The organism is Streptomyces sp. NPDC048417, from assembly GCF_040651615.1.
Classification (GTDB): domain Bacteria; phylum Actinomycetota; class Actinomycetes; order Streptomycetales; family Streptomycetaceae; genus Streptomyces.
In genome coordinates, this window is sequence record NZ_JBEZKI010000010.1 from 18,594 (window position 1) to 31,784 (window position 13,191).

At 71.0% G+C, this 13,191-nt stretch carries 14 protein-coding genes; 11 read left to right on the top strand and 3 right to left on the bottom strand.

Going from position 1 to position 13,191, the window contains the following annotated elements; genetic code table 11:
• The first annotated feature begins 174 nt into the window (after positions 1-174).
• Both AB0D59_RS17215 and AB0D59_RS17220 read left to right on the top strand, forming a co-directional pair.
• Positions 175-1,392 carry an alpha/beta hydrolase gene (locus AB0D59_RS17215; RefSeq protein ID WP_362565594.1) on the top strand — a complete coding sequence of 406 codons (1,218 nt, stop codon included), beginning with the start codon at positions 175-177 and terminating at the stop codon, positions 1,390-1,392.
• A gap of 67 nt (positions 1,393-1,459) precedes the next feature.
• Entirely contained in the window at positions 1,460-2,320 is an 861-nt protein-coding gene (locus tag AB0D59_RS17220; RefSeq protein ID WP_362565596.1) for a DUF4429 domain-containing protein, read from the top strand.
• 7 nt (positions 2,321-2,327) lie between these two features.
• Here the strand turns inward: AB0D59_RS17220 and AB0D59_RS17225 are convergent, their stop codons facing one another.
• A complete protein-coding gene (locus AB0D59_RS17225; RefSeq protein ID WP_362565597.1) occupies positions 2,328-2,795 on the bottom strand; it encodes a MerR family transcriptional regulator in 468 nt (155 codons plus the stop codon).
• 106 nt (positions 2,796-2,901) lie between these two features.
• Here AB0D59_RS17225 and AB0D59_RS17230 point away from each other — a divergent pair, with 106 nt between their 5' ends.
• Both AB0D59_RS17230 and AB0D59_RS17235 read left to right on the top strand, forming a co-directional pair.
• Complete coding sequence (locus AB0D59_RS17230) at positions 2,902-3,372, top strand: N-acetyltransferase (protein ID WP_362565598.1); 471 nt, start codon at positions 2,902-2,904, stop codon at positions 3,370-3,372.
• Between the two features lie 19 nt (positions 3,373-3,391).
• Positions 3,392-4,216, top strand: a complete 825-nt coding sequence (locus tag AB0D59_RS17235; protein WP_362565600.1) for a serine hydrolase domain-containing protein — start codon at positions 3,392-3,394, stop codon at positions 4,214-4,216.
• Between the two features lie 235 nt (positions 4,217-4,451).
• Here AB0D59_RS17235 and AB0D59_RS17240 read toward each other — a convergent pair whose 3' ends face one another.
• Positions 4,452-5,105, bottom strand: coding sequence for a pirin family protein (locus AB0D59_RS17240; RefSeq protein WP_362565968.1), 654 nt, complete (start codon positions 5,103-5,105; stop codon positions 4,452-4,454).
• 73 nt (positions 5,106-5,178) lie between these two features.
• On the opposite strand from AB0D59_RS17240, the gene fasR reads away from it, so the two are divergent.
• From fasR to fabF, 5 genes are all read left to right on the top strand, one after another.
• Entirely contained in the window at positions 5,179-6,384 is a 1,206-nt protein-coding gene (fasR, locus tag AB0D59_RS17245) for a fatty acid biosynthesis transcriptional regulator FasR (RefSeq protein ID WP_362565601.1), read from the top strand.
• Between the two features lie 89 nt (positions 6,385-6,473).
• Entirely contained in the window at positions 6,474-7,394 is a 921-nt protein-coding gene (locus tag AB0D59_RS17250; RefSeq protein WP_362565603.1) for an ACP S-malonyltransferase, read from the top strand.
• A 17-nt stretch (positions 7,395-7,411) separates the two neighbouring features.
• On the top strand, positions 7,412-8,443 hold the full coding sequence (locus AB0D59_RS17255; RefSeq protein WP_362565605.1) for a ketoacyl-ACP synthase III: 1,032 nt from the start codon (positions 7,412-7,414) through the stop codon (positions 8,441-8,443).
• A gap of 91 nt (positions 8,444-8,534) precedes the next feature.
• Entirely contained in the window at positions 8,535-8,783 is a 249-nt protein-coding gene (locus AB0D59_RS17260) for an acyl carrier protein (protein ID WP_351731548.1), read from the top strand.
• A 117-nt stretch (positions 8,784-8,900) separates the two neighbouring features.
• Complete coding sequence (fabF, locus tag AB0D59_RS17265; protein ID WP_362565607.1) at positions 8,901-10,163, top strand: beta-ketoacyl-ACP synthase II; 1,263 nt, start codon at positions 8,901-8,903, stop codon at positions 10,161-10,163.
• A gap of 241 nt (positions 10,164-10,404) precedes the next feature.
• Here the strand turns inward: fabF and AB0D59_RS17270 are convergent, their stop codons facing one another.
• Positions 10,405-10,899: a DUF3145 domain-containing protein gene (locus AB0D59_RS17270; protein WP_362565609.1), complete on the bottom strand. Its 495-nt coding sequence runs from the start codon at positions 10,897-10,899 to the stop codon at positions 10,405-10,407.
• A 253-nt stretch (positions 10,900-11,152) separates the two neighbouring features.
• Between AB0D59_RS17270 and AB0D59_RS17275 the strand changes: the two genes are divergently transcribed.
• Together AB0D59_RS17275 and AB0D59_RS17280 are read left to right on the top strand one after the other, a co-directional pair.
• Complete coding sequence (locus tag AB0D59_RS17275; RefSeq protein ID WP_362565611.1) at positions 11,153-12,052, top strand: SGNH/GDSL hydrolase family protein; 900 nt, start codon at positions 11,153-11,155, stop codon at positions 12,050-12,052.
• 23 nt (positions 12,053-12,075) lie between these two features.
• Complete coding sequence (locus AB0D59_RS17280; protein ID WP_362565613.1) at positions 12,076-13,086, top strand: aldose epimerase family protein; 1,011 nt, start codon at positions 12,076-12,078, stop codon at positions 13,084-13,086.
• Positions 13,087-13,191 lie beyond the last annotated feature (105 nt).

A 13,191-nucleotide genomic window follows, 5' to 3' on the forward strand; every position in this document is an offset into this window, starting at 1 on the left:
GGACCACACGAACCGAGACGGACCACACGAACCGAGACGGACCACACGAACCGAGACGGACCGCACGAGCCAAGACGGACCGCACGAGCCAAGATCGGCCACCCGTTTGCCGAAACGTGATAACTGTCACTCAGTTACCGCGAGACCCCTTCGTTCTCCTAGTGTGTCCTCCCAGTGACTTCCTTCGACACCTCCCCGCCACTGAACGTCTGGCGCGCGCTGCTGGCCCTGGCCGTGGTGTTCGTGATGCTCGCGACCACCGGCTGGACGGCCATGCGCGCACACCGCGAAACCACCGCCCTGCAGACCTCCCTCGACAAGTGGGAGCACAGCAGTCTGCGCGGTCTCCACCTGCCGGACCCGGAGGCGTCCCCCGCGCTGCTCACCCGTTTCTTCGCCACGCTCACCGTGCACGAGCGCGACCGGCTCGTGCACCGCTACCCGCTCGCGGTCGGCAACATGAACGGCGCCCCGGCCGGCCTGCGCTACCGGGCCAACCACATCGCCCTCGACCAGCAGCGCGCCGTCGAGAAGAAACGTATGCACGACCCACGGCTCACCGCGGCCGGACAACAGGACGCCGGCCGCCGGATGCACCGCTACGAGGCGCTGATGGCCAAGGGCCGGCAGATCCTCGCCTTCGACCCGGACGGCAGCGGCCGGGTCGCCGAGGTGTTCGGCAACCTCACCAGGGCGGAGCGGATCTCCGTCGTCGTCCCCGGCGTCGACACCGACCTGCTCACCTTCCAGCGGACGAACCGTCAGTACACCGCCCCGGTCGGCATGGCCAGGGCGCTGTACAAGGCGGAGCGCACGGCGAGCCCCGCGACCCGTACCGCGGTGATCGCCTGGGCCGACTACACCGCGCCCGACGGGCTCGGGGTGGGCGCGGCGACCGGCACGGCCGCCGAGCAGGGCGCCGTACGCCTCAACGCGCTGCTGCGCGCGCTGCCCGGCACGGCACCGGTGTCGATGTTCTGCCACAGCTACGGCTCGGTGGTCTGCGGGGTGGGCGCGCACGCCATGCCGGACCGGGTGTCCGACATAGCGGTGGCCGCCAGCCCCGGGATGCGTGTCGAAAGCGCCTCCCACCTGGGGACCTCCGCCCGGGTGTGGGCGATGAGGGACGCCACCGACTGGATCCAGGACGTCCCCTACATGGAGTTCGGCGGACTCGGCCACGGCGCCGACCCCGTCTCCTCCTCCTTCGGGGCGCGGGTGCTGTCGGCGCACGACGCACAGGGACACGCCGGCTACTTCGAGCCGGGCACGGACAGCCTGCGCAACCTCGCCGACGTCGGGGTTGGCGCGTACGGTGCGGTGACGTGCGCCCACGACGATGACGGGTGCCGGACAGGTTTGTCCGACACGTTGATGGCCGGACGCGCGTAGAGACAGCAGGAAGTGCGGTATGCGCGGGGATGGGACTGAGAAGCACGTGCCGCATACGATGAGCCGCATGGGTGACGTACTGGCCGGATTTCATGCCGCCTGGGAGTTCGAGTCCGACTCCGTGCTCATCCGCTACGAACGGGGCATTCGAACACCCAAGCTCTTCCAGACGCTGGGGGAACGCCGGGTGCCGTTCGCCGCGCTCGCGGGGGTGACGCTCACTCCCGGCAAACGGGGCACGGTGGTCCTGCGGGCCGAGCCGCGCCCGGGCGCCGATCCCCTGATGGAGGCGGCCGCCGGGCAGTTGAAGGACGGCAGCGACCCCTACCGGCTCGTCCTCCCCGCCGAGCGGGAGACCCTCGCGGAGTACTACGCCGACGAACTACGGCCGCTGCTCACCGAGTCCGGGTCCGGACCGGCCGAAAGGTTTCTGGTGGCCGCGCCCGAGACGCCCCGTCAGTTCAAGGCGTACGACGGCAAGGCGAGCTTCGACGGCAAGGCCGTGCACTTCCGCTGGTCCTGGACGGGCGCGTCGACGGCCAAGTGGAAGGCCGGCGACCAGCGCTTCGCGGTGGCCGACCTCGGGGGTGTGGAGTGGCGGTCCCCGGAGGTCTTCGAGGGACATCTACGACTGCTGCGCCGCGGGGACCTCGCCGGGGCGGCGCCGGCGGTCCCGGCCGACCAGGATCCGGCGACCGTGGTGTTCGGGCTCGGATACGGGCCGGTGCACGAGTCGCTGCCGTTCGCCGCGGCCGTCCTGGAGGCGGTGCGGGCCAAGGGCGGGGCCGCGCTGCCCTCGTCGGCGGGGCGCCGGGACCCCGCCGACATCGCGGAGCGGATTCGCCATCTGGGAGAACTGCACCAGGCGGGACTGGTCACCGACGAGGAGTTCGCCGCGAAGAAGGCGGAGCTGCTGGCGGAGCTGTGAGGACGCCTCAGCTCCGGCCCGCCCCGTAGAAACTGATCTTCCGGTCCAGCACCGACAGCGTGTCGTGCAGCTCGGCGATGCGGCCCAGGACGTCCCTGCGCGTCTGTTCCAGCAGCTCCCGGCGTTCCTGGTAGGTGCCGTCCCCCTCCCGCACCAGCTCCGCGTACCGGACCATGTCCGCCACCGGCATGCCGGTCAGCCGGAGCTTGGTCACGAAGTCCAGCCAGTCCAGGTCGCTGTTGCTGTAGCGGCGCTGGCCGGTGTGGGAACGGTCGATGTCGGACATCAGGCCGATCCGCTCGTACCAGCGCAGGGTGTGGGCGGTCAGTCCGGTGAAGGCGACGACCTCGCTGATCGTGTAGCGGTCCTGGCCCTCGGGGCGCGGATGCCGGCGGGGCGGGGCGGAACAGATGTCGGCGGGTGCGCGGTCGGACTGCCGAGTGGGGACCGCGGTCGAGGTCTGCGTCACCGTCATGACCCAACGCTATGACCTTGGAGTGCGCTCGAAGCAAGCGGAACCCGGGAAGACGGTAAGAAATCCGCGCGACGCGGGGGACGGCCGCTGACTACCGTGCGCGGGTATGAGTCTCGTACGCCGTGCCAGGCCCGAGGACGCACCCGAAGTGCTGCGTCTGCGCCAGATCATGATCGACGCACTGCCCGGTGGGGACGCCTCCACCCACTGGCACGCCCTGGCGCTGCCGGGGCTCCGGGAACGGCTGGACGAGCCGGACGGGGACTTCGCCGCGTTCGTCGTCGACCACCCGGACCGGCCGGGGGCGCTGGCCGCGCTGGTCGTCGGGACCCTCGACTACCGGATCGGCAAGGCGTCCAGTCCGCACGGGCGCTCCGGGTACGTCTTCAGCGTGGCCACCGACCCGGACGCGCGCCGTCGCGGCTACGCGCGCGCGTGCATGGCGGAACTGCTGGCCTGGTTCCGCGAGCGGGGCGCCGGGCAGGTCATGCTGACCGCGTCGCCCGAGGCCGAGCCCCTCTACGCCGCGCTCGGCTTCGTCCACAAGCCGGACCCCACGATGACCCTGACGCTCTGATCCGCTTAGGCTCGTCGGCATGTCCTTGCAGAGCCTTGCGTTGATCGAGAACTGGCCGGTTCCCACCGCCGCGGCGGGTGCCGTACGGGCCGACGGGACGGTCCTGGGCACCCACGGTCCGGCCGGGCAGCGCTTCCCGCTGGCCTCCGTGACCAAGCCGCTCGCCGCGTACGCGGTGCTCGTCGCGTACGAGGAGGGGGCGGTCGAGTTCGACGAGCCGGCCGGTCCCGAGGGGTCGACGGTACGGCATCTGCTCGCGCACACCTCGGGGCTGGCCTTCGACGAACACCGGGTGACGGCGCCGCCCGGGGAGCGGCGGCTGTACTCCAACGCCGGGTTCGAGGTGCTCGGGGACCATGTCGCCAAGGCGACGGAGATTCCGTTCGGCGAGTACCTGCGGCAGGCGGTCCTCGAGCCGCTGGGCATGACGTCGACGTCTCTCGACGGGTCTCCGGCGAAGGACGGCGTCTCCTCGGTCTCCGACCTGCTGCGCTTCGCGGCGGAGTTGCAGGCGCCGCGGCTGCTGGATCCGCGGACGGTGGCGGAGGCGACGCTGACCGTCCAATACCCCGGGACGAAGGGCGTGTTGCCGGGGTACGGCCACCAGAACCCGAACGACTGGGGGCTGGGCTTCGAGATCCGGGACTCCAAGTCCCCGCACTGGACGGGGTCTTCGTCCTCGCCACGGACCTTCGGTCACTTCGGCCAGTCGGGCACGTTCCTGTGGGTGGACCCCGAAGCGGGCGTGGCGTCGGTGGCCCTGACGGACCGTGCGTTCGGCCCCTGGGCGGTGGAGGCGTGGCCGGCGTTCACGGACTCGGTGCTGAGGGAGCTGCGCGGCTGAGGTCGGCCGGGGGGTGGGGAGGCTTACCGGCGCTGGCAGGGTGCCGCCGCGCCCACCCGTGCCGCCTGGGGGCCCCAGGCCTTTCGGGCTCTGGGGGAGGCACGGCTGCCCGCAGCTATGCAGGACACGGCTGGGAAGCGCCCCGTAAGGGGCGCTGGGGGTACCCCCGGCCGAAGGCTGGGGGAGGAACTGCGCGAGCAACCCCCACCGGCCCGCAGGCAAGGGACGGCCGCAGCTACCCGGCCATCTCCCACACCAGCACCTCCGCCGGCGTCAGCCCCTCCGCCGCCAGGTCCTTCGCCCCCGCCACCCGAACCGAATCCCCCGCCCCCAACGGCTCCCCGCCTACCCGCACTTCCCCCCGCACCACGTGCACGTACACATACGCCCCGTCCGGGACCGCCGTCCGCTCCCCCGCCCCCAGCCGGCGGACGTGCAGCATCGCCGCGGCCTCCGGGACGGCGTACGGCGTCGAGTCGGCGATGCCGCGGACGATCTCGTACGACGGCTCGCCGCCGGGCCGTACCGGGGCCAGCCACATCTGGACGAACGTCAGCGGCTCCGCCCCGTCGTTGCGCTCCACGTGCCGGACACCCCCCGCCGAGCTGAGCCGCTGCACGTCCCCCCGGCGCACCACCGTCTCGTTGCCCGCCGAGTCGCGGTGGGTCAGCTCGCCCTCGACCACCCAGGTCACGATCTCGGTGTGGCTGTGCGGATGCTCGTCGAAGCCGGCGCCCGGCGCCAGGCGCTCCTCGTTGCACGCGATGATCGCGCCGAAGCGAAGGTTGTCGGGGTCGTAGTGCGGGCCGAAGGAGAAGGCGTGGCGGGACTCGATCCCGTGCGCCTGGTCTCCCCCGGGGTACCTCTCGGCCGCGCGCCGTACGTCCATCACGGAACCACCGTAGACCGCAGTCGGCACCCGGCGGCGCATGCTCCCGTCCGGATAAGGCAGTCTTGTCCCCGTGCCCGAACCCGTAACGCGCAAGTCCGACCCCTCGGCTCATGCAGTCCACCAGCACTCCGCGACCCTGAAGCGGCTGGAGAAGTCGTCCGGCAGCCTCGCCGCCCAGGCCATCGCGCGGATGGACGAGACCCTGCCGTGGTACCGGGCCATGCCCCCGGAGAACCGCTCCTGGATCGGGCTCGTCGCCCAGGCGGGTATCGCGGCCTTCACCGAGTGGTTCCGGCATCCTGATGCCCCGCAGGCGATCTCGACGGACGTCTTCGGGACCGCCCCTCGCGAGCTGACCCGGGCGATCACGCTGCGGCAGACCGTGGAGATGGTGCGGACGACCATCGAGGTCATGGAGAGCGCCATCGACGAGGTGGCGGCCCCCGGCGACGAGAGCGTGCTGCGGGAGGCGCTGCTGGTCTACGCCCGGGAGATCGCCTTCGCCACCGCCCAGGTGTACGCGCAGGCCGCCGAGGCACGGGGTGCCTGGGACGCCCGGCTGGAGTCGCTGGTCGTCAACGCGGTGCTGAGCGGGGAGGCCGACGAAGGGGCGGTGAGCCGGGCCGCCGCACTGGGCTGGAACTCGCCCGAGCATGTGTGTGTCGTGCTCGGTACCGCGCCCGACGGGGACAGTGAGCTGACCGTCGAGGCCATCCGGCGGGCCGCCCGGCATGCCAAGTTGCAGGTGCTCACCGGGGTGCTCGGGGACCGGCTCGTGGTCATCGCGGGCGGCAACGACAACCCGCTTGCCGTCGCCAAGTCGCTGATCGGGCCCTATGCCGCCGGGCCGGTCGTCGCGGGGCCCGTGGTGTCCGATCTGCTGGCCGCCACCCGGTCCGCGCAGGCCGCCGCCGCGGGGCTGAAGGCCTGTTCCGCCTGGCAGGACGCACCACGGCCGGTACTGGCGGACGATCTGCTTCCGGAGCGCGCCATGGCGGGCGATCCGAGCGCACGCGAGCAGTTGGTGGAGGAGATCTACAGACCGCTGGAAGAAGCGGGCTCGGCGCTCCTGGAAACGCTGAGCGTCTATCTGGAACAGGCGAGCAGCCTGGAGGGCGCGGCCCGCATGCTCTTCGTCCACCCGAACACCGTGCGCTACCGGCTTCGACGTGTGACTGACGTCACCGGCTGGTCGCCGTCCGATGTACGATCCGCCTTCACGCTGCGGATCGCACTGATCCTGGGGCGTCTGGTCGATGGAGATCCCCAGCCATAGGATTTTGTCGGGGGTCCACAAAACCCCCTCGTGTTCTTCGTCCCTGTCCCCACGGGCGGCCGTGGGGCTCCCCAAGAGAGAGTGTGAGAGTGCTCGTACTCGTCGCTCCCGGCCAGGGCGCCCAGGCGCCCGGCTTCCTGACCCCCTGGCTCGAACTCCCCGGTGCCCAGGACCGTTTGCGTGAATGGTCCGAGGCCATCGGGCTCGATCTGGTGCACTACGGCACGAACGCCGACGCGGACGAGATCCGGGACACCGCGATCGCGCAGCCGCTGCTCGTCGCCGCCGGGATCCTGTCCGGCGCGGCACTCGGTGCCATGACGGACATCGCGCCGGGCGCGGTCGCGGGGCACAGCGTCGGTGAGATCACCGCCGCCGTCTTCGCGGGCGTCCTGGACGACACCGACGCGCTGCGCCTGGTCCGCAAGCGGGGTGTGGCGATGGCCGAGGCCGCCGCGATCACCGAGACCGGTATGTCGGCGCTGCTCGGCGGCGACCCGGACGTGTCGGTGGCGCACCTGGAGAAGCTGGGCCTGACCCCGGCGAACATCAACGGCGCCGGTCAGATCGTGGCCGCGGGCACCCTGGAGCAGCTCGCCGCGCTGAGCGAGGACAAGCCCGAGGGCGTCCGCAAGGTCGTCGCGCTCAAGGTCGCCGGCGCCTTCCACACGCACCACATGGCGCCCGCGGTCGACAAGCTGGCCGAGGCCGCCAAGGAGCTCATCCCCGCCGATCCGAAGCTCACCTACGTCTCCAACAGGGACGGGCGGGCCGTCGCCTCCGGCGACAAGATCGTGGACCGGCTGGTCGGGCAGGTCGCCAACCCGGTCCGCTGGGACCTGTGCATGGAGACCTTCAAGGAGCTCGGCGTGACCGCCCTCCTGGAGGTGTGCCCCGGCGGCACCCTGACCGGCCTGGCCAAGCGCGCGCTGCCCGGCGTGAAGACGCTGGCCCTGAAGACCCCCGACGACCTCGACGCGGCCCGCGAGCTCATCGCCGAGCACAGCTGAATTAGGAGCCCACTGCGATGTCGAAGATCAAGCCCAGCAAGGGTGCGCCGTACGCGCGCATCCTCGGCGTCGGCGGCTACCGCCCGACCCGCGTGGTGCCCAACGAGGTGATCCTGGAGACGATCGACTCGTCCGACGAGTGGATCCGGTCGCGCTCCGGCATCGAGACCCGGCACTGGGCGGGCCCGGACGAGACCGTTGCCGCGATGTCGATCGAGGCCTCCGGCAAGGCGATCGCGGACGCGGGCATCTCCGCCGAGCAGATCGGCGCCGTGGTCGTCTCGACGGTCTCGCACTTCAGCCAGACCCCGGCCGTGGCGACCGAGATCGCCGACAAGCTGGGGACGAACAAGGCCGCCGCCTTCGACATCTCCGCCGGCTGCGCGGGCTTCGGCTACGGCCTCACGCTCGCCAAGGGCATGGTGGTGGAGGGTTCCGCCGAGTACGTGCTCGTCATCGGCGTGGAGCGGCTCAGCGACCTGACCGACCTGGAGGACCGGGCCACGGCCTTCCTGTTCGGTGACGGCGCGGGCGCGGTCGTGGTCGGCCCCTCGCAGGACCCGGCGATCGGCCCGACGGTCTGGGGCTCGGAGGGCGACAAGTCGGAGACCATCAAGCAGACCGTCCCGTGGAACCGGTTCCGGATCGGCGACGTGTCGGAACTTCCGCTGGACAGCCAGGGCAACGTCAAGTTCCCGGCGATCACGCAGGAGGGCCAGGCGGTGTTCCGCTGGGCCGTGTTCGAGATGGCGAAGGTCGCCCAGCAGGCGCTGGACGCGGCCGGAATCAGCGCGGACGACCTGGACGTCTTCATCCCGCACCAGGCCAATGTGCGGATCATCGACTCGATGGTGAAGACTCTCAAGCTGCCGGAGCACGTCACGGTCGCCCGTGACATCCGCACCACCGGCAACACCTCGGCCGCCTCGATCCCGCTCGCGATGGAGCGGCTCCTGGCGACCGGCGAGGCGAAGAGCGGCGACACCGCGCTCGTCATCGGGTTCGGGGCGGGTCTCGTCTACGCCGCCACTGTCGTTACCCTCCCCTAGGCACTCCGTGCCGGATCATGCATCCGGTACCGGAAACGCCGCCAGCAACACCGCAGCAACCGTCTGGAACATCTAAGAAGGAGCGCCTGACATGGCCGCCACTGAGAAGGAGATCGTCGACGGTCTCGCCGAGATCGTGAACGAGATCGCCGGGATCCCCGTGGAGGACGTCCAGCTGGACAAGTCCTTCACCGACGACCTGGACGTCGACTCGCTGTCCATGGTCGAGGTCGTCGTCGCCGCCGAAGAGCGCTTCGACGTCAAGATCCCGGACGAGGACGTCAAGAACCTGAAGACCGTCGGGGACGCCACCAACTACATCCTCAAGCACCAGGACTGAGTTCCGCGCCGGGCCTCGGGCAGCACGCCCGGGTCCCCGGCCGGTTCCCGGACTGCGAGGCCCCGCCACCCGGCGGTGGCGCCGTCGAATCCCGTATCCGTTGGAGAAAGAATTCCCGTGAGCCCGACCAATCGCACCGTGGTCGTCACCGGTATCGGCGCAACCACACCGCTGGGTGGCGACGCAGCTTCGTTCTGGGAGGCCCTGACTGCCGGCAAGTCCGGTGTCCGCCTCCTGGAGCAGGACTGGGCGGCAGAGCTGCCCGTCCGTATCGCGGCACAGATCGCCGTCGAACCGGGCGAGATCATCCCGCGCCCGCAGGCCCGCAAGCTGGACCGGTCCGCGCAGTTCGCGCTGATCGCCGCCCAGGAGGCCTGGAAGGACGCCGGTTTCACCGCCAAGGCCGGTGAGGACTCGTCCGCCAACCCCGACCGGGTCGGCGCCGTCATCGCCTCCGGCATCGGTGGTGTGACGACCCTGCTCGACCAGTACGACGTGCTCAAGGAGAAGGGCGTACGCCGAGTCTCCCCGCACACCGTGCCGATGCTGATGCCCAACTCGCCGGCCGCCAACGTCGGTATCGAGCTGGGTGCGCGGGCCGGTGTGCACACCCCCGTGTCGGCCTGCGCCTCCGGCGCCGAGGCCATCGGGTACGCCATCGAGATGATCCGCACCGGGCGTGCGGACATCGTCGTGGCCGGCGGCACGGAGGCGGCGATCCACCCGCTGCCGATCGTCGCCTTCGGCAACATGATGGCGATGTCCAAGAACAACGACGACCCCGAGGGTGCGTCGCGTCCCTACGACTCCGGCCGGAACGGCTTCGTCCTCGGTGAGGGCGCGGGCGTGATCATCCTGGAGTCCGAGGAGCACGCGAAGGCGCGCGGGGCGCGGATCTACGTCGAGGCGGTCGGGCAGGGCATCTCGGCCGACGCGCACCACATCACGCAGCCGGAGCCGTCGGGCAACGGCATCGCGCACGCGCTGCAGAACCTGCTCGACAACACGGATCTGAAGCCGGCCGAGATCGTGCACGTCAACGCGCACGCGACGTCGACGCCGCAGGGTGACGTGGCCGAGATCAAGGCGCTGCGGAAGGTGTTCGGCGACGATGTCGACCACATGGCCATCTCGGCGACCAAGTCGATGACGGGTCACCTGCTGGGCGGTGCGGGTGGTATCGAGACCGTCGCGTCGATCCTGGCGCTGGTGAACCGTACGGCACCGCCGACCATCAACCTGGACAGCCTCGACCCCGAGGTCAACGCGGATGTGGTGCGGGGTGAGGCGCGTGCGCTGCCCGAGGGGCGGATCGCCGTGCTGAACGACTCGTTCGGGTTCGGTGGGCACAACGTGGTCCTTGCGTTCCGGACCCTGTGAGAAGCGTTGCACCAAGGCTTGTGGCCCGGACTCCGTCGGCTGGAGTTCGGGCCACAGTGCGTCTCGTGGTCGGCTGACGGTGAGTGGGGGCTTGTCGCGCAGTTCCCCGCGCCCCTGAAGGGGCGTTCAGCAGAGCCCCCTCAGGGGCGCGGGGAACTGCGCGATCAGCCACGACCGCGCCGCAGACGGCAGACGGCAGACGGGAGGCAGACCGCGGCACTTCCGGCGGAAGCCGACGCGCTCAGACCACCTGGTGGAGCCAGCGCACCGGGGCGCCCTCGCCCGCGTAGCGGAACGGCTCCAGTTCGTCGTCCCAGGGCTTGCCGAGGAGTTTGGAGATCTCGGCCTCCAGGTCGGTCTCGCCGCTCCGTGAGCGGGTCATCGCGGCCCTCAGGCGGTCCTCCGGGATCAGGATGTCGCCGTGCATTCCGGTGACCGCGTGGAAGATGCCGAGGTCGGGGGTGCAGCTGTAGCGCTCGCCCTCGGCCTTCGCGCAGGGCTCGGCCGTGACCTCGAAGCGCAGCAGCTGCCAGCCGCGCAGCGCGGAGGCCAGTTTGGAGGCCGTGCCGACCTCGCCCTGCCAGGAGAACTCGGAGCGCCAGGTGCCGGGCGCCGCCGGCTGCCGGATCCAGTCGAGGTTGACGCGCGTGCCGAGCACCCCGGCGACGGCCCACTCGACGTGCGGGCACAGCGCGCGCGGCGCGGAGTGCACGTACAGAACTCCACGTGTCGTCACCGGAACCTCCGGGCAGAGCGGGACATCTTGCTGGCGGGCTGGCGGCAGTGGCACGACGGCCGCGTTGATGGCGAGGCTACCGTGCGGCGGCGCAAGGAGTGTGACGTACCGTCGGTCCCACAGCCAGGAAACCCCTGCCATTCACCCAGGGGGACGCTTGTACGGGGGTGGACCGTTGCAGGGCGGGGGGTGGGAACTCCCGTGCGTTGTTATGAAGGGGGACGAACCAGCCGACGGAGAGGACCAGCGGGGTATGCGGAAGCAGCGACGTCGGCGTGCGCGTGCCCTGATCGGTGTCGTCGCCGCGACCGCCGCTCTGGCGCTGGCCGGATGCGACGTGTTCGGCGGTTCCTCCTCGGGGGGCGACAGCGGCCGGACGCATGCCTCGCGGACCGTGCCGGTGTGGGACCGCAGCCCGGCCTCGATCGCGGCCGTCGGCGACTCCATCACCCGCGGCTTCGACGCGTGCACGGTGCTCTCGGACTGCCCGGAGGTGTCCTGGGCGACCGGTACCAGCGACCAGGTGGACAGCCTGGCGGTACGGCTGCTGGGGCGGGCGAAGGCGGCCGACCACAGCTGGAACTACGCGGTGACCGGCGCCCGGATGGCCGACCTGTCCGGGCAGATGGCCGACGCGGTGGTGCGCAGGCCGCAGTTGGTGACGGTGATGGCGGGGGCGAACGACGCCTGCCGTACGTCGGTGTCCGCGATGACGTCCGTGGCGGCCTTCCGCACCCAGTTCGAGGACGCCCTGGGCACCCTGCGGAAGTCGCTGCCGAAGACGCAGGTGTACGTGTCGAGCGTGCCCAATCTGAAGCGGCTGTGGTCGCAGGGACGGACCAGTCCGCTGGGCAAGCAGATCTGGAGGCTGGGCATCTGCCCGTCGATGCTGGCCGACGCGGACAACCTGACCAGTGCGGCGACCGTGCGCCGGGACCGGGTGCAGCAGCGGGTCGAGGACTACAACAAGGTGCTGGCGGAGGTCTGCGCCAAGGACCGCCGGTGCCGTTTCGACGGCGGGGCGGTGTACGAGTACCGCTTCGGCACGGATCAGTTGAGTCACTGGGACTGGTTCCATCCGAGCACCGACGGTCAGTCGAAGCTCGCCGCGATCGCCTACCGGACCATCACCGCGAAGGATCCGGTGGACTAGACCCTTGGCTTAGGGTTTCCCTCATGAGCGAACTTTTCGGCACACTTTCCGACGGCACCGAGGTGCACCGCTGGACGCTGGAGCGCGCGGGGACCCGGGTGCGGGTCCTGTCGTACGGCGGCATCGTGCAGTCGGTCGAGGTCCCGGACCGATGGGGGTCCCCCCGCTCGAGCGAAGCCGAGAGTGGGGGAGGGCGGACGGCGAACGTGGTGCTGGGGTTCGCCGACCTGGACGGCTATCTGGAGCATCCGGGCCCGTACTTCGGCGCCCTGGTCGGGCGGTACGCCAACCGGATCGCTCACGCCCGCTTCCCGCTGGACGGCGTGACCTACGCCCTGGAGCCGAACAACGGGCCCAACTCCCTGCACGGCGGCGCCCGCGGCTTCGACAAGCGGGTGTGGGAGGTCGAGGGCGTCGAGCACGGGGTGCGGCTGACGCGGGTGAGCCCGCACGGCGAGGAGGGCTTCCCGGGGCGGCTGGAGCTCACCGTGACGTACACGCTGGACGCGTCCGGCGCGCTGCGCGTCTCCTACGAGGCGGTCACCGACGCGCCGACCGTGGTGAACCTCACCAACCACAGCTACTTCAACCTCGCGGGCTCCGGGAACGCGGGCGGCCATGAACTCCGGATCGCCGCCTCCCGGTACACCCCCGTCGACGGCGACCTGATCCCGACCGGGGAGCTGGCGGACGTCTCCGGCTCCCGGTTCGACTTCCGTACGGCCCGCAAGGTGGGCTCCGGCTACGACCACAACCTGGTCCTCGACAAGGGGGTCACGGACTCCCCCGCCGAGATCGCCGAGCTGCACGACCCGACGTCCGGCCGCACCCTCACCGTGGCCACCACCGAGCCCGGCGTCCAGCTCTACACGGCCGAGCACCTGACCGGCCCCTTCGCCCCGGGCGACGGCGTCGCCCTGGAGACCCAGCACTTCCCGGACTCCCCCAACCGCCCGGGGTTCCCGAGCACCCGCCTCGACCCGGGCACGGTGTACCGCTCGGAGACGGTGTACGGCTTCGGGGTGCGGGACTGACGGAGCAGCCGCAAGCCCCGGTCCAGGGGTCAGGTCCCGGACCGGGGCTGCTCAAGGGGGACTGGTCCCGCACCAGACCTTAGCCGCGCCTGTGAGACGACGGCC